Genomic DNA, 16,993 nt, shown 5'->3' with positions numbered 1-16,993 from the left:
TCAGTTCCTCGGGCGTTTTGTGGCCGGGGCCGGATCGTACATACGATCCAGAATAGCGCTCACCTGCGGACAGGACGCCGCTGGATCGGGCGCCGCGTCTGCAGTGAAACGGATCTCTTCCTCTGCCCATTGTGCATCGAGCGTCTCCAGATCATCGGGATCGTCTACCGGGGAGATTGCCTTTTGCGCCTCCTCGTCCTGCTCGACCTCCGCGATCTCGCAGAGCAGCGCCAGCAGCGGGGCATAATCCGAGCCGCGCTCGGCCAGCCGCGCAGCGAGCGCGACAAGAACAACGCCGGGCTCGGCGAGGGTTTCGCGTGCGGCCGCTTCGGACAATGTAGAGCAATAGTCAAGGAACAAGGGTAGATAATCGGGCAATTCATTGCCCGCCGGTTCAAGCCCTGCATCGAGATAGCGTTGGCGCAGATCGACCATCGCCTGGCCGCGGTCACGGCTCTCGCCATGGACGTGCTCGAACAGGTGAAGGCTGTGTGACCGCCCCCGGTCGAACAGCTCGACATAGGCTTCCTGCGCGGCATAGATGTCACTGGCGGCAAGGCGGGTCAGCAACGGGTGCAGCCGCCTCACTGTATCGCGCGGCAATGCCGGATCCGCCGCTAGTCGTTCGCGGATTTCGCTGCATACCGCCTGGAGGTCGGGCGTCGGATAGCTGAGCAGGAGCGAGAAAAGGTGCAGATTGTGCATCAGAACACCTCCGTCGGCGTTTGCAGCTTCTTGCGTGCCGGCGCGCCGAATATGTTGCTACTGGTGGTGCCGCTCGAACAGCCGTTGCCGAAGGAAAAGCCGCAAGAACCGCGCTCATCGAACATGTCCTCGGCATCCTCGCGGTGTCCGGTCGGGATGACGAACCGGTCTTCATAGTCCGCCAGCGCCATGACCTTGTACATTTCCTCGATCTGCTTCGCCGTCAGGCCTACCGCTTCCGCTATGGCGTCATTCTGCACGCCCTCGATCGATTTCGAACGCATGTAGCCGCGCATCGCGAGCATGCGCTCGAGGCAGAGCGCCACCGGCTTCTCGTCACCCGCCGTCAGCAGGTTCGCGAGATACTTGAGCGGAATGCGCAAACTGCGGATGTCAGGCATTCCGTTGTTGACCGAAATCTGACCCGCGCTCGCTGCCGCATTGATGGGCGACAGGGGTGGCACATACCACACCATCGGCAGCGTGCGATATTCAGGGTGCAGCGGGAAGGCGACCTTCCATTCCATCGCCATCTTGTAGACGGGCGAATGGCGGGCTGCTTCCAACCAAGCCTCTGGAACTCCATCCTTGCGGGCCTGTTCGATCACCTTGGGATCATGGGGATCAAGGAAGATGTCCAGCTGCGCCTGATAGAGATCTTCCACCTCGGCGACGCTTGCCGCCTCCTCGATCCGATCCGCGTCATAGAGCATGACCCCCAGATAGCGGATGCGTCCGACGCAGGTTTCCGAACACACGGTCGGCTGCCCGGCTTCGATGCGCGGATAGCAGAAGATGCACTTCTCCGATTTTCCGGTTTTCCAGTTGTAGTAGATTTTCTTGTACGGGCAGCCGGAGACGCACATCCGCCAACCGCGGCAGGCTTCCTGGTCGATGAGGACGATACCATCTTCCTCACGCTTGTAGATGGCGCCCGAAGGACAGGCCGCGACACAGGTCGGGTTGAGGCAATGTTCGCACAGCCGAGGCAGGTACATCATGAAGGTATTTTCGAACTGGCCGTATATTTCCTTCTGCACGCCTTCGAAGTTGTAATCCTCGGAGCGCTTGGAAAATTCACCGCCCAGGATTTCTTCCCAGTTGGGACCCCAGTTGATCTTTTCCATTCGTTCGCCTGACACCAGGCTGCGTGGCCGCGCCGTGGGGAAAGCCTTGCTCTCGCCCGTCTTTTGCAGATGGGCATAATCGAAGGTGAAGGGCTCGTAATAATCGTCGATCTCGGGCAGATCTGGATTGGCAAAGATCTTTGCGAGCAACCGCCACTTACCGCCCATACGCGGACGGATCGACCCACCAGCATCGCGAACCCAGCCGCCGTTCCAGCGCTTCTGGTTTTCCCAGTCCTTGGGATAGCCGATGCCGGGTTTGGTTTCGACGTTGTTGAACCACGCATATTCCATGCCTTCGCGGCTGGTCCACACGTTCTTGCAGGTGACGGAACAGGTGTGGCAGCCGATGCACTTGTCGAGATTGAGCACCTTTCCGATCTGGGCGCGGATCTTCATGCTGCGGCCTCCCCATCGGCGAGGGCTCCCTCGAGCCAATCGACCTTTTGCAGTTTGCGGACGATCACATATTCGTCGCGGTTTGACCCGACCGTCCCATAGTAGTTGAAGCCGTAGGCGAGCTGGACATAGCCGCCGATCATGTGCGTCGGTTTCAGCACCGCGCGGGTAACGCTGTTGTGGATACCGCCCCGCTGACCGGTAAGCGGCGAACCGGGGACATTCACGACCTTTTCTTGCGCGTGGTACATGAACAATGTGCCTTCCTTCATCCGCTGCGACACGACTACACGTGCAACCAGCGCGCCGTTGCTATTGAAAGCCTCAACCCAGTCGTTGTCGACGAGACCCGCCTTGGCGGCGTCGATCTCGCTCATCCACACGATCGGCCCACCGCGGGACAGCGTGAGCATCAGCAGATTGTCGGTGTAGGTCGAATGGATGCCCCATTTCTGGTGCGGTGTGATGAAGTTGAGGATGACGTGCGGCGCGTCTTTGGCCTCATCGAGCATCGGCTTTACCGCCTTCGTGTCGATTGGCGGTCGATAGACGCAAAACCCTTCGCCAAAGGCGCGCATCCACTTGTGATCCTGATAGAGTTGTTGCCGCCCGGTCAGCGTGCGCCACGGGATCAGCTCGTGGACGTTGGTGTAGCCCGCGTTATAGCAGACGTGTTCGCTTTCAATACCCGACCATGTCGGGGAGGAAATGATCTTCCTCGGCTGTGCCTGAATGTCGCGGAAGCGAATCTTCTCGTCTTCCTTGGGTAGCGCCAGGTGCGTGTGGTCACGGCCGGTGTTCCTTGACAGCGCCGCCCAGGCCTTGACTGCGACCTCGCCGTTGGTTTCAGGCGCCAGCATCAAGATCACCTCGGCCGCGTCGATGGCGCTTTCGATCTGCGGTCGTCCTTTCGTCACGCCGTCTTCAAGCACCGGGCCGTTGAGTCGGCGGAGATTCTCGATCTCGTGATCGGTGTTCCAGCCGATCCCCTTACCGCCGTTGCCGAGCTTTTCCATCAGTGGCCCCAGCGCCGTGAAACGCTTGTAAAGGTTCGGATAATCCCGTTCGATCAGCGCCACGGTCGCCATCGTCCGGCCTGGGATCGGTTCCGTCTCGCCCTTGCCCCAGTCGGCAACGTCGAAAGGTTGAGCGATCTCGTTCGGGCTGTCGTGCTGGATGGGGGTCAGCACCACATCATGCTCGATACCCAGAACCTCGGGCGCGACTTCGGAGAATGTTTTCGCGATACCCTTGTAGATGTCCCAGTCGCTGCGCGATTCCCACACGGGATCGACCGCCGCCGACAGCGGGTGAATGAACGGGTGCATATCGGACGTGTTGAGGTCGTCCTTTTCATACCAGCTCGCAGTCGGCAGGACGATGTCCGAATAAACGCAGGTGGTCGACATGCGGAAATCAAGGGTCACGAGGAGGTCGAGTTTTCCCTTCGGCGCATCCTCGTGCCACTTCACGTCCTTCGGCTTCTGCGCACCAGTTTCGCCGAGATCCTTGCCCTGCACGCCGTGTGCGGTTCCGAGCAGATGCTTGAGGAAATATTCGTGGCCCTTGCCCGACGACCCCAGCAAATTGGAGCGCCAGACAAACATGTTCCGCGGCCAGTTGGCAGGATCGTCCGGATCGAAACAGGAAAGCTCGATTTCGCCCGCCTTCAGTGCGGCGGCGACATAGGGCCCTGCCTCCTTGCCGGACGCCTTCACAGCCTTACCGATGGTGAGCGGATTGGTCTTGAGTTGCGGCGCGGACGGCAGCCAACCCATGCGCTCGGCGCGCACGTTGTAGTCGATCAGGCTGGCGTCCCAATCCCCTTCCGGTGCAGTGGGGGACAGGATCTCATCGACACCCAACGTTTCGTAACGCCACTGGTCGGTGTGCGCGTAGAAAAAGCTGGTCGAGTTCATGTGGCGTGGCGGCCGGTTCCAGTCGAGTGCAAAGGCGAGCGCGGTCCAGCCGGTCTGCGGTCGCAGCTTTTCCTGCCCAACGTAGTGCGACCAACCACCACCTGACTGGCCAACACATCCACACATCACCAACAGGTTGATGATGCCGCGATAGTTCATGTCCATGTGATACCAGTGGTTGAGACCGGCCCCCAGGATCACCATCGACTTGCCTTTGGTGATCTCTGCGTTGTTTGCAAATTCACGTGCGACGGTGATGATGTGATCTGCAGGTACGCCGGTGATCTTTTCCGCCCAGGCAGGCGTGTAGGGCACGTTAAGACTGTAATCCCGCGCGACGTTGCCGCCCCCAAGGCCTCGGTCGAGTCCGTAGTTCGCGCAGAACAGATCAAACACCGTTGCGACAAGTGCCTTGCCGTCCTTGAGCGCAATCTCACGGACAGGCACGCGACGGTTCAGAACATCAGCATGGTCCGTGCCCTGGAAATGATCATGTTCGCGATTGCCGAAATAGGGGAAGGCGACATCGACGACAACATCATGGTCGCCGCCAAGGATCGCGGTCATGCGCAGCTGGGTCTCCGCGCCTTTGCCATCCTTCTCCTCCAGATTCCATTTGCCATGCTCACCCCAACGGAAGCCAGCCGAGCCTAGCGGTACCACCGGCTCGCCGCTCTTCGCATCGATGGCGACGGTCTTCCATTCCGGGTTGTTGGTCTCCCCCAGCGCATCCTTGAAGTCGGACGCGCGCAGCAGTCGTTCGGGCACCAGTCCGCCCTTGCCGGGCACCAGTCTCACCAGCATCGGCATGTCCGAATATTTGCGGCAGTAATCCTCGAAATATTCCGCCTGCCGATCGAGGTGGAATTCGCGCAGGATAACATGCCCCATCGCCATGGCGAGCGCGGCGTCCGTACCCTGCTTGGGGTTCAGCCACAGGTCGGCGAACTTGGTGGCCTCTGCATAGTCGGGTGACACCACCGCCACCTTGGCGCCGCGATAGCGAGCCTCGGTCATGAAATGGGCATCGGGGGTCCGCGTCTGCGGAACATTCGAACCCCACATCATCAGGAATCCGGCGTTGTACCAATCCGCGCTCTCCGGAACGTCGGTCTGCTCTCCCCAGGTCTGCGGGCTCGACGGCGGCAGGTCGCAATACCAGTCGTAAAAGCTCATGCAGGTGCCGCCGAGCAGCGACAGATAGCGCGATCCGGCGGCATAGCTGACCATCGACATGGCCGGGATAGGCGAAAAGCCGATGACCCGATCCGGCCCATAGGTCTTGGCGGTATAGGCATTGGCCGAAGCGATGATCTCGTTCACTTCTTCCCAGGTCGCGCGCACGAAGCCGCCGTGGCCGCGAATGGCGGTATAGCTTTTGCGCTTGATTGGATCCTCGACGATCGATGCCCAGGCCGCGACTGGCGTGCGGATGACCCGCGCTTCGCGCCACAGCTTGAGCAAGCGGGAGCGAACCATCGGATATTTCAGCCGCTGCGCCGAATAGATATACCAGCTGTAGCTCGCGCCGCGCGGGCAGCCCCGGGGTTCATGGTTGGGGAGATCGGGCCTCGTGCGGGGATAGTCGGTCTGCTGGGTTTCCCAGGTAATGATCCCGCCTTTGACGTAGATTTTCCAGGAACAGGAGCCGGTGCAGTTCACGCCGTGGGTGGAGCGCACGATCTTGTCGTGCTGCCAGCGTTTCCGATAGCCATCCTCCCAGTCGCGGTTCTGGTTGGTGGTGATGCCGTGACCGTTGGAAAAGGACTGCTTAGCCTGCCGGAAAAAGGTCAGGCGATCGAGTAGCTGGCTCATGCGGCAACTCCCTGGATGAAGGTGGGGGTACCGGCGGGGGCAGGCGCACGACCGCGTTCAATGTCGTGCAAGAGCCCGCCGCGCCGGGTGTAGATGAACCACGTCAGCGCAGCACAACTGGCGTAGAAGATAAGGAAACTGATTAGTGCCGCCATCGGCGAGCCTGTCACAGCGATGGATGAACCAAAGCTCTTGGGGATAAAGAAGGCGCCGTAGGCCGCGATAGCTGACGTGAAACCGACAATCGCTGCCGATTCCTTTTCCGCTTGCCGCACCTGCTCCGCTGCAGACAGGTGCGGCATAAGCCGCGGCACCTCGAGGCGCATGATGTTGGGGATCATCTGGAAGGTCGAAGCATTACCCACACCGGTCATGAAGAACATGAAGATGAACATGCCGAGGAAGCCCCACCAATTGGCGGCTTCAAGGAAATAGATCACACCGACCACGCCGATCATCATCAGCACGAATACCCACAAGGTGACGCGTGCGCCGCCCCAGCGGTCCGATACCCAGCCGGTGCCTGCGCGGCTCAGCGCCCCGACCAGCGGGCCGAGGAAGATGAATTTGAGCACATCGACATCGGGAAACTGATGCTTGGCCAGTAGAGGCAGGCCTGCGGAAAAGCCGATGAACGAACCGAAGGTTCCGGTGTAGAGCCAGCACATGAGCCAGTTATGCTTACGCTGGAAGATCACGGCCTGTTCGGCGAAGCTCGCTTTGGCATCGGCGATATCATCCATCCCGAACCAGGCGAGGAGCGTGGAGGCGATGATGAATGGCACCCAGATGAAGCCGGCATTCTGCAACCACAGCTGTCCGCCCTCGCTCGACGGACGTGGATCGCCGCCAATGGCACCAAATACGCCCGCGGTAATAACCAGAGGCACCGCGAACTGCATCACCGAAACGCCCAGGTTGCCGAGGCCCGCGTTGAGCGCCAGCGCGTTGCCCTTTTGCGCCTTGGGGAAGAAGAAACTGATATTCGACATCGACGAGGCAAAATTGCCGCCGCCGAAGCCGCACAGCAGTGCCAGCACGAGGAAGATCAGATAGGGCGTATCCGGGTTCTGCACCGCATAGCCAATACCGAAAGCCGGGATCAGCAGCGACGCGGTCGACAGTGTCGTCCATAGCCGCCCACCGAAGATCGGCACCATGAAGCTGTAGAAGATGCGGAAGGTCGCACCCGACAGCCCCGGCAGCGCGGCGAGCCAGAACAGCTGATCAGTGGTATAATTGAAGCCGATCACCGGCAATTTCGCAACCACCATCGACCACACCATCCAGACCGAGAAGGCGAGCAACAGTGCGGGAATGGAGATTGTGAGATTCCGCTGCGCAATGTGCTGGCCGGTCGTTTCCCAAAAATCCTTGTCTTCCGGACGCCATTCCGTGATCACCCTCGCCGGTTGGGCGGCGGCATGGCGTCCCTCCTCGTGGATCGAGGCCATTTCGGGGAACTGCGGCAGGGTGCGCTGATCGAGCCCGCTTGCACTCTGCTCCATCTGGCGTACCGCCATGTGCATCCAGGCAAGTGCTACGCCGACGAGCGCGAACAACACCATGAAACAGCTGGTCCAGATGTTGGTGAGGTCGTTGGCCGCGCCGAATACGATCGGCAGGATGAAGCCTCCAAGACCGCCAACCATGCCAACCATACCACCGACCGCGCCGACATGCTCCGGATAATAGACCGGGATGTGTTTGTAGACCGCCGCTTTGCCCAGCGACATGAAGAAGCCAAGCACAAACACCGTGATCACAAAGGGAACCAACCCCATCGAGGTGGAGAAGCGGATGTCGCCGTCAATGCCGTGAATGACATAGTCAGTCGAAGGATAGGCGAGCATGAACAGGCAAAGAAGCGACACGCCGAAGGTTGCGTACATCACCTTGCGCGCACCATAACGGTCGGACAGCATCCCGCCATAGGCGCGGAACAGGCTGGCCGAGAGGGAGAAGGTTGCCGCGAGCATACCCGCCACCTTGATGTCGACACCATAGACCCCGACCAGATAGTTGGGCAACCAGAGAGCAAGTGCGACAAAGGCGCCGAACACGAAGAAATAATAGAGTGAGAAGCGCCAGACCTGTTGATGGCGAAGCGGCTCAAGCTGCTCGATCAGACTGCGCGGTTTTTCACCGCGCGCCTTGCGCGCCTCAAACGCGGGGTCGTTGCGCGCAAAGAGGAAAAACAGCACCGCCGCAACCGCCAAGCCGACCGCCCAAATCTGGGCAACCGCCTGCCAACCCATCGCGACCATCACGAAGGGCGCAAGGAATTTTGTCACCGCCGCGCCGACATTGCCCATGCCAAAGATGCCGAGTGCTGTCCCCTGCTTCTCGGGCGGGAACCATTTGGAGACATAGGCAACGCCGACAGCGAACCCCCCACCCGCAAGCCCAAGCCCCAGCGCGGCGAGCAGCATGAGGAAATAGCTGTCGGCGGTCGACAGCAGCCAGGTGGAAACTGCCGACGCCAACATCGTCATCGGGAACATCAGCCGACCGCCGAATTGGTCCGTCCAAATACCAAAAAAGACCCGTACGAGCGATCCGGTCAGGATGGGCGTGCCCACCAGCAGACCGAACTGGGTGTCGTTGAGGCCCAACTGGCTTTTGATTTCGATCCCAATGATGGCAAAGATGGTCCAAACCGCGAAGCATGTGGTGAACGCAAGAGTGCTCAAGCTCAACGCTTTGGCTTGAAGGCCTTTGGTCGGCTGGATCGCTGTTGTCGCGTCATTCATGATTCCACCCCGCACAGCAAAATGATGAGACCAACCATGCTTAGGCAAGGGAAGAGATTATTGATGCCGATCAAAAAAGGCGAGGCCGGCAACACTGGAATTCGCTCAACTTGATTTCCAGCTGCATTCGATCTTACATAAATCAACTTTATGATTGATATATATCAACCGATCTCTTGATAATCATCATCTCGGCTGTTAGTGACAACTTATGCGTACCGAAGAGATTCCTGAAATCGCAGCTCTGCCTCTGTTCGCTGCCATGAACGAGAGGATGCGCGAGGAAATTTTTCGCGCTTCGTTCCTGCAGGTCTTTCCACCTGCGCTTACGCTCATCGAAACCGGCGGTCGTGCCGATTTCCTGCATGTGCTCCTGGACGGGCTGGTAGAGTTGTTCACGACCAACGGATCGTGCGAAGTCACGATGCAGTTGGTGCGCCCCGTTTCAAGCTTCATTCTCGCCGCAGCGTACACCGATCAGCGTTATCTGATGTCGGCGCGGACGCTATCGGCTTCGCGTATCCTGATGATCCCATCGCCGCTGCTGAGAACAACGATCGCCAAGGACGGTGCGCTTGCCGCCGCGGCGATGACCGAAATTGCGTTACGCTACCGCAATTTGGTGCGCTCGCTGACGGATATCAAGCTCAGGCAGACTCTCGAAAGGCTGGCCAATTTCCTGTTTCTGGAAAGCCGGCGGCAGGGAGATATCGTGCAATTCCAGCTGCCCGCCGAAAAGCGCGTGATTGCTTCGTTGCTGGGCATGACACCTGAGAATCTGTCCCGCGCCTGTGGAACGCTGGCAGAGCACGGCGTGCTTATCAGCGGGCCCACAGTACAGATCATCGACCGTACGAAGCTGATCGCACTCGCCCGGCCTGATCCGGTGGTTGATGATCTTTAGAAGCGGGCCTCGACCGAGAACCAGGATTTGGTTGTGTCGGTTGCAAAAGCGTCCGCCTCATAGTGCGAGAGTTTGAACGCGGCACTGATCTGTCGCGTGACAGGCACGGTTAGCCACGAGCCCACTTCGCGACCATAATCGGCACCGCCGTGCGTGGCATTGAAATCGTGCAGTTGAAATCGCAGCGTTGCCGGAGTGCTTGTGAACAGCGAACCTATGCGCCACTGCACGTCGGCATAAAGATCGCGAAGACCGCTCGGCGGCGTCGTCAGGAAACGATCGGTCCAACCGTTGAAGGCGTGCAGGGTCGCAAGCGGCGTTTGCAGGGCTGTGATCCCATCGCCTTCCAGCCGCTCATAACCAACTCGTATCGTCACGGGCCCGATGCCGATGCCGGGCTCCAACAACAGATAGTCGTGTGCGAAATTGCGCGGATTGATACTCAGGTCGCTCTGCCGGGCGTATTCGGCGGCATAGTGAATGCGCAGCCCATCGCTCAGCGGTTGTTCGCCTGTCAGGCGCAAGCCCAGTGTGCGTGATGAAAGCGCTGGAGCGGCCGGGATATCCAGCCAATAGCCATAAGCGATCAGCGTGCCGAGCGGCGCGAGCGTGGTTGATCCGCGCAGCAGATGAATATCCGAGTCCGGCCAGATGCCCTGCGGGGAATCCTTCCCAAACACCCGATTGACGCGCCAGCTGTATGCATAGTCGATGCGTGTCCCGGCGGCAGGCACGATACCGATGCGCACAGCGTCGAGCGTCTGATCGTTCTGCCGCCAGTCGACACTGCCGACCCAGCGCTGGTTGTCGAAATTGACGGCATGACGGCCGCCGATCACCTCCAACTGACGCACGGGCTCCCAGCGGACATAGGCCTGATTGAGCAATATGTCGGATGGATCCGCGACCACCGGAAAGGCCACCCCGCCATTCACCGTATCATTATAATCTTTCGGCCCGACGCGTAAGATCGCATCGCCCTCGATCACTGCGCTGAGACCATGCCAGGCAGCGGTACGCGCACCAGCGCGCAGGCGCAGCGTGGATGCCGTCGCCGATTTGGCAATGCCTTGCTGATCCACGGTTTCAAGTCGGTACCGCGCGTTGAGATAGGGCGTAACCGCATCGGATGCCTCCCTGGCCGGGGCGGGGATTGGCGTCGCGGCTGCCTGTGCGAGAGCGCTGGTTGCCGGCAGCAGCGCGAACAATACAGAGGCAGAGAGAGCTATGGGCAGGCGGAAGCGGGCGTGTGACATGCACACCATTTGCGCCCGGCCATTGCGGCTTTAATTGATATAAATCAATAGCAATGATTGATATCAACTTTAGCGAGTATTTCGTTCGCTTGGAGATCGGTACCATGGATGACTTGCTTATATCGCGTGCTGTGCATGTGATCGGTGTGGTGGCCTGGTTTGGCGGCGTATGGTTTGTCACGTTGGTGGTGTTGCCTGCTATTCGCCAGGCCGAGCCGCCCGAGCGCCGTATCAGTGCCTTTCACCGGATCGAGGGACGATTTGCTCCGCAAGCGGGTTTTTGGGTGCTGCTCACAGGGGGCAGCGGTTTCTGGCTCGTCGGGCGAATGGACCTGTGGTGGCGCTTTGCTGATCCGGCCTATTGGTGGATGTGGGCGATGCTGCTTGTCTGGCTAGTGTTCGTTCTGATCCTGTTCGTACTCGAACCGCTGGTCATCCATCCTCTGCTACGGGGAGGCGATCCCGAAGGGCGTTGGCACCGCCGGCTGCAGATCGTGCATGTCGTGCTGTCGCTGGCCGGCTTCGTGACCATAGCGGGCGCCGTCGCGGGATCGCATGGCTGGGCACAATGAACCACGCCGCAAAGGGAAGCCCCTTCCGCCTGCTTGGCGCCGCACCCCATCGCCTGCCGTTCCTGACCGGCGTGTTCAATCTCTTGATGCTGCCGCTGTGGTGGCTGGCGCGGCTGGCGGACGCGCACTGGTTTCCGCTTGGTCTCCCACAGGACGATGCGCTCCACGCGACACTGCATGGACCGGTGACTGTCTATGCGCTGTTCATGCCGTTTATCCTCGGCTTTCTTGCAACCGTCTTTCCGCGCTGGATGGGGTTGGACGACCTGCCATCCCGGCGCTTTCTACCCGCTGCCATCCCGATGATGCTCGGCAGCCTGCTCCTCGCCGCGGCACTGTGGAGCGACCAATTGGCATTACTCAATGCCGCGCTGGCGCTGATGCTGGCTGGATGGGGCATCGGCGCCGTGCTGCTCGCCAGCGTGCTGCTGGCGCATTGCAAGTCCACCCGCAAGCCGCACTGGCACGGCCTTTCGGCTTTGGCGGGCTGGCTGCTCGCGCTTGCCGGCCTCGCGCTGTTGCTCGTCTTTACCGCCGGTGAGTGGGCACCCGGCCGAGCGGCTTCGATCCTGCTCGGCACGCATGGGTTGACCGCCGCCATCTTCGTCACCGTCTGCCACCGCATGATCCCCTTTTTCGCCGACAATGTGGTGGCCGGCTACGTCAGTTGGCGCCCCTATTGGCTGCTTGGTTTGTTCTGGCCGCTGCTGCTGGCAGACATCGTGGCGACCCATTGTGGTTCACCGCTGCGCGGGCTGATAGCCGCAGCGATGACGCTGCTGTTGCTGATGATGCTGTGGCGCTGGACTCCGCGCAGGCCTGTGCCGGGGTTGCTGATGGTGCTTCTGTGGGGCTTTGCCTGGGCGCCCGTCAGCTTCCTCCTTGCCGCGCTGGCCACCGTGGCTCCTGTCCCTCCTATCGCCGCCATTCACGCCCTGCTGCTCGGCATGGGCGCAAGTCTGCTCGTGGCGATGGTGACGCGCGTCACCCAGGGGCATAGCGGACGACCGCTGACCATGCCTGCGGTGGCATGGCTTGCCTTTGGAGCAGTGCAGACGGCGGCGCTGGCACGGCTCGGGGCGGCTCTTAGCTTCGAGCATCCCTTGCTACTGCTGATCGCTGCCCTGCTGCTGGCGCTAGGCGCGCTCCCCTGGGCGCTGCGGGGGGGCGCCATCTATCTCGGTCCACGAAAGGATGGCCGATCAGGATGAACGCTCGACTTTGGACCATTAACAATTTGAGCCATAGCAGGATGCCAGTGAGAACTAGGAAAGCGGGTAAGATCGCAGCGAGGTTTGTCATAGTGGACAGCGATGCGCCGCCATTGCTTGAACTCCAGGAAGCAGCCTTCGATCCTGATCTTTTTACATGTGACTTTGTCTAGCGGGCGACCTCGTCAGTGCCAACGCGATGGGATTGGGCTCACCTCCCTTGAGATGGAACGAGTTCGCGCAGGGAGTCAGCAGCGTATGATCGGCGATCATTGCTGGGAGTCCATGGAGTAGGAAACCCGTGCAGGAGGGCACGCATTGGCCCTGACACTGGATGTCCTGCCGTCTTGCGAACCGTGATTCGGCAGGGACATTTGCACGAGAGGCATCCAAAGATTTCGATTAACGAGCTTCTTCCGCGATGTGGCGGTGAAAATGCCGTTCGGGACGGCGGAGAGGCCATAACGCTCCCGAGCAAGCCCGTGCGAGTCTTCTCCGGTCGGACCATTGCATTCCCGTCGGAGCCTTCCCGTGACCCCCACCAAGCTTCTGATCGGCCAGATTTTCGTCGTCTTCGCGATCGTCATCGCCGGCGTTTGGGCGGCGACGCAGTGGTGCGCGGCGGCGCTCGGCTACCAGCCGCAGCTTGGAGATACCTGGTTCATTCTCGCAGGAACGCCAATCTACAAACCCTGGGCCATCTTCCCATGGTGGTTCCACTTTGAAGCCTACGCGCCCCATATCTTTGACAAGGCCGGCACGATCGCGGCAGCGAGCGGCTTCCTCGGCTGCGGCGCGGCGATCGCGGGCTCTCTTTGGCGTGCGCGTCAGGGCGCCCAGGTCACCACCTACGGCTCGGCACGCTGGGCAACACGCCGAGAGATCGAGCGCGCCGGCCTGTTCAGGGATGCAGGCGTGTTTCTTGGGCGCCTGCGCGGACGCTATCTCCGCCACGACGGCCCCGAGCACGTCATGGCGTTCGCGCCGACACGAAGCGGCAAAGGGATCGGTCTTGTCATCCCGACGCTGCTCAGCTGGCCGGGGAGCGCGGTCATTCATGATATCAAGGGTGAGAATTGGCAGCTCACAGCAGGCTGGCGCGCCCGCTTCAGCCACGCGCTTCTCTTCAATCCGACGGACGCTGCATCCGCCAGATACAATCCGCTCCTTGAGGTGCGGCGGGGCGAGTATGAAGTCCGCGACGTCCAGAACATCGCTGATATCCTCGTCGATCCGGAAGGCGCGCTCGAACGCCGCAACCATTGGGAGAAAACCAGCCACAGTCTTCTCGTCGGCGCGATCCTCCATATCCTCTACGCCGAAGAGGAAAAGACGCTCGCCCGCGTGGCGACGTTCCTCTCCGATCCGCAGCGCACGTTCGTCGCGACGCTGAAGCGCATGATGTCCACCAATCACCTCGGCACAAAAGAAGCACCGCAAGTCCATCCCGTTGTCGCTTCCGCCGCGCGCGAGGTTCTGAACAAATCGGACAACGAGCGCTCGGGCGTGCTCTCGACCGCCATGTCGTTCCTGGGGCTCTACCGCGACCCGACGGTTGCCGCCGTCACGTCCCGTTGCGACTGGCGCATCGCCGATCTCGTTGAGGCCGATCATCCCGTGTCGCTCTACATCGTCATCCCGCCGTCCGATATTTCGCGGACAAAGCCGCTTGTCCGCCTGATCCTCAACCAGATCGGACGCCGCCTCACCGAGAGGCTCGACGTCGAACGCGCTGAGGCGAGCGGCAGGCACAAGCTTCTCATGATGCTCGACGAGTTTCCGGCACTCGGACGGCTCGATTTCTTCGAGACGAGCCTTGCCTTCATGGCCGGCTACGGGGTCCGCGCCTTCCTCATCGCGCAGAGCCTCAACCAGATCGAGAAGGCGTACGGCGAGAACAACTCCATTCTCGACAATTGCCACGTCCGCGTGAGTTTCGCGGCCAACGACGAACGCACGGCGCGCCGTGTTTCGGATGCGCTGGGACAGGCGACTGAACAGCGCGCCATGCGCAACTATGCCGGGCACAGGCTCGCCCCCTGGCTCGCGCATGTCATGGTCAGCCGCCAGGAGACCGCGCGGCCGCTCTTGACGCAGGGCGAGGTGTTGCAGCTGCCGCCGAGCGATGAACTCATCATGCTCGCGGGGCTCGCGCCGATCCGTGCGAAGAAGCTGCGCTACTTTGAAGATCGCAATTTCAAGCGCCGCGTGCTGCCGCCGCCCGTCATTGTGGAGGGCGCCGCGCGCGACCACCCGAAACCACGCGCTGACGACTGGACCGGTCTTGTCCGCACACCCGACGCACGTCTTGAGGTCGCCGACGAGGATGCAAAGCCGGACAATCATGACGGGCTGGAGCACCAGCGGCATCCGGGGATTGAGGAGACGACCAAATCGCTTGATCCTGCAAAGCCGGTCGATGCGCTTGGCTTTGAGAAGGACGATGCCGACCCGGCAATCGACAAGCGCGCAATCGACCAAGCGCGCGCGCGCGACGCGGTCATCCGCGCGCATGCGATCAACCAGTCCCGCGATTCCAAGCCGCTGCCGAAATTCTGATGGGCAGGATCCGCAAACCGCCGCGCGTGCGCTACCAGCTTTTCCTGCCGGAAGACCTCAGTCACCGTTTCGAAGCGCTCGCCGCCGAGCCCGGCGCGTCCAAGTCGGCAATCCTCACCGACGCGCTCACCGCCTGGCTGAGCCGCGAGGCCGTCAGCGAACTCGAGCACCGGTTTAGCGGACGGCTCGACCGCATGTCGATGGCACTCGGGCGGATCGAACGCGACGGTCAGGTGCTGCTCGAAAGCCTTGCCCTGTTCGTGCGCTACGAACTGATGGTGCAGGCGCCGCTCCCTGATGCCGATGAGGCGTCGCGTGCGGTCGGCCGTGACCGCTTCAATGCCTTCGTCACCCGCGTCGGCGAGGCGATGGCGAGTGGCCGGCGCACGCTTGGGACGTCTTCGATCGGAGGCGGCAAGTCATGAACGAGGCCATCGCCGAAGGGCGCAAGCACGCAATGCTGCGGAGCGCGATGGGGCCGACGATCGCGGCAGCGCTCGCCGACCCGCTGACACAGGAAGTCATGGTGAACCCGGACGGCACACTTTGGGTCGACCGGCTGGGCGAGGGGCGGATGGACACAGGCGTGCGGCTCGAGCCGGCACAGGTCGAGCGCATCATCCGCCTTGTCGCTTCGCACGCGCGCGCCGAGGTTCACGCGCTGTCGCCGATTGTCTCGGCGGAACTCCCGCCCCGCGGCGAAGGCGCGGGCGAACGCTTCGAGGGCGTACTCCCGCCGGTCACCGTCGCGCCCTGCTTCTCGATCCGGAAGCCCGCCGAGAAGATCTACACACTTTCCGACTACGTGAAGGACGGCATCATGTCCGCCGAGACGGCGCGGCTGCTGAGCCTCGCCGTCGTCGAACGCAAGAATATTCTCGTCGCGGGCGGCACCTCGTCGGGCAAGACGACGCTTGCCAATGCGCTTCTCGCCGAAATGGCTCACCTCAACGAGCGCGTCATCCTCATAGAGGATACGCGCGAGCTGCAATGCGCCGCGCCCGACGTGGTCGCGCTCCGGACCAAAGCCGGCACGGTGACGATGGCCGATCTCGTGCGCTCTACACTCCGCCTCCGCCCCGATCGCATCATCGTCGGCGAGGTGCGGGGCAGGGAAGCCCTCGACATGCTGAAAGCCTGGAACACGGGCCACCCGGGCGGTATCGCGACGGTCCATGCGAACAGCGCGTCCGCCGCGCTTGACCGGATCGAGCAGTTGATAGCGGAGGCGGTCGTCACCGTGCCGCGGCGCCTCATCGTCGACGCGATCGACATGGTCGTGTTTATTTCCGGGCGTGGTCGAGGACGCCGCGTCTCGCGCGCGGCACGCGTCGACGGCATTGGACCGGACGGCGGCTTCCGCCTCATCGACCTCATCGACTTTCTGCCTGACCTGCAAGGAGACCGACATGCGCACGCTTCGCACGCGAGACTACTCTAAGCTTCTGTTCGTCCTCGGCATCGCAGCTCTCGGTCTTTTCGTTGCGACCGGTGCCGAGGCTGCCGGCTCCGGCATGCCGTGGGAAGAACCCTTGCAGCAGGTGCTGGAATCGGTTCAGGGCCCGGTTGCGAAGATCGTCGCGGTGATCATCATTATTGTCACCGGGCTGACGCTCGCGTTCGGCGAGACGGCGGGCGGCTTCCGGCGTCTCATCCAGATCGTCTTCGGCCTGTCGATCGCCTTTGCCGCATCGTCCTTCTTCCTCAGCTTCTTCAGTTTCGGCGGCGGGGCGCTCATCTCGTGACCGCGACCGGCGCCCATATCGAAGGCTT

General features: G+C 61.4%; 12 protein-coding genes. 7 read left to right on the top strand and 5 right to left on the bottom strand.

The annotated features are described in order from the left end of the window. The 4 genes from narJ to DFR51_RS14590 are packed head-to-tail and all read right to left on the bottom strand — an operon-like array spanning position 1 to position 8,718. Positions 1–705: a nitrate reductase molybdenum cofactor assembly chaperone gene (gene narJ, locus DFR51_RS14605; RefSeq protein ID WP_121052428.1), complete on the bottom strand. Its 705-nt coding sequence runs from the start codon at positions 703–705 to the stop codon at positions 1–3. Beyond that, complete coding sequence (gene narH / locus DFR51_RS14600) at positions 705–2,231, bottom strand: nitrate reductase subunit beta (RefSeq protein ID WP_121052426.1); 1,527 nt, start codon at positions 2,229–2,231, stop codon at positions 705–707. Before narH ends, narJ begins: the two co-directional genes overlap by 1 nt. Then, positions 2,228–5,965: a nitrate reductase subunit alpha gene (locus DFR51_RS14595; RefSeq protein WP_121052424.1), complete on the bottom strand. Its 3,738-nt coding sequence runs from the start codon at positions 5,963–5,965 to the stop codon at positions 2,228–2,230. The genes narH and DFR51_RS14595 overlap by 4 nt, the downstream gene beginning before the upstream one ends. Next, on the bottom strand, positions 5,962–8,718 hold the full coding sequence (locus tag DFR51_RS14590; RefSeq protein WP_121052422.1) for a nitrate/nitrite transporter: 2,757 nt from the start codon (positions 8,716–8,718) through the stop codon (positions 5,962–5,964). The genes DFR51_RS14595 and DFR51_RS14590 overlap by 4 nt, the downstream gene beginning before the upstream one ends. Positions 8,719–8,929: 211 nt before the next feature. On the opposite strand from DFR51_RS14590, the gene DFR51_RS14585 reads away from it, so the two are divergent. After that, the gene (locus DFR51_RS14585; RefSeq protein WP_121052421.1) at positions 8,930–9,622 is read left to right on the top strand and encodes a helix-turn-helix domain-containing protein; all 693 of its coding nucleotides are present in this window, start codon (positions 8,930–8,932) and stop codon (positions 9,620–9,622) included. Here the strand turns inward: DFR51_RS14585 and DFR51_RS14580 are convergent. Continuing rightward, on the bottom strand, positions 9,619–10,878 hold the full coding sequence (locus DFR51_RS14580) for a hypothetical protein (protein ID WP_160119300.1): 1,260 nt from the start codon (positions 10,876–10,878) through the stop codon (positions 9,619–9,621). The two genes, DFR51_RS14585 and DFR51_RS14580, sit on opposite strands and share 4 nt — an antisense overlap. A gap of 53 nt (positions 10,879–10,931) precedes the next feature. Between DFR51_RS14580 and DFR51_RS14575 the strand changes: the two genes are divergently transcribed. The 6 genes from DFR51_RS14575 to DFR51_RS14550 all read left to right on the top strand — a co-directional run bounded on the left by DFR51_RS14575 (position 10,932) and on the right by DFR51_RS14550 (position 16,965). Continuing rightward, complete coding sequence (locus tag DFR51_RS14575) at positions 10,932–11,450, top strand: hypothetical protein (RefSeq protein ID WP_243445473.1); 519 nt, start codon at positions 10,932–10,934, stop codon at positions 11,448–11,450. Then, positions 11,447–12,661, top strand: coding sequence for an NnrS family protein (locus tag DFR51_RS14570; protein ID WP_121052417.1), 1,215 nt, complete (start codon positions 11,447–11,449; stop codon positions 12,659–12,661). Before DFR51_RS14575 ends, DFR51_RS14570 begins: the two co-directional genes overlap by 4 nt. A gap of 531 nt (positions 12,662–13,192) precedes the next feature. Continuing rightward, complete coding sequence (locus DFR51_RS14565; RefSeq protein ID WP_121052415.1) at positions 13,193–15,220, top strand: conjugal transfer protein TraG; 2,028 nt, start codon at positions 13,193–13,195, stop codon at positions 15,218–15,220. Then, entirely contained in the window at positions 15,220–15,645 is a 426-nt protein-coding gene (locus tag DFR51_RS14560) for a CopG family transcriptional regulator (protein ID WP_121052413.1), read from the top strand. The genes DFR51_RS14565 and DFR51_RS14560 overlap by 1 nt, the downstream gene beginning before the upstream one ends. After that, positions 15,642–16,661 carry a P-type conjugative transfer ATPase TrbB gene (gene trbB / locus DFR51_RS14555; protein WP_121052411.1) on the top strand — a complete coding sequence of 340 codons (1,020 nt, stop codon included), beginning with the start codon at positions 15,642–15,644 and terminating at the stop codon, positions 16,659–16,661. The genes DFR51_RS14560 and trbB overlap by 4 nt, the downstream gene beginning before the upstream one ends. Continuing rightward, positions 16,630–16,965 carry a TrbC/VirB2 family type IV secretion system protein gene (locus DFR51_RS14550; RefSeq protein WP_121052409.1) on the top strand — a complete coding sequence of 112 codons (336 nt, stop codon included), beginning with the start codon at positions 16,630–16,632 and terminating at the stop codon, positions 16,963–16,965. Before trbB ends, DFR51_RS14550 begins: the two co-directional genes overlap by 32 nt. The last annotated feature ends 28 nt before the right edge of the window (positions 16,966–16,993 follow it).

The organism is Sphingosinicella microcystinivorans (genome assembly GCF_003634215.1).
GTDB classification, from domain to species: Bacteria; Pseudomonadota; Alphaproteobacteria; order Sphingomonadales; family Sphingomonadaceae; genus Sphingosinicella; species Sphingosinicella microcystinivorans.
Note: the sequence above shows the minus strand (reverse complement) of the source record. Positions and strands in the feature narration are given on the sequence as shown.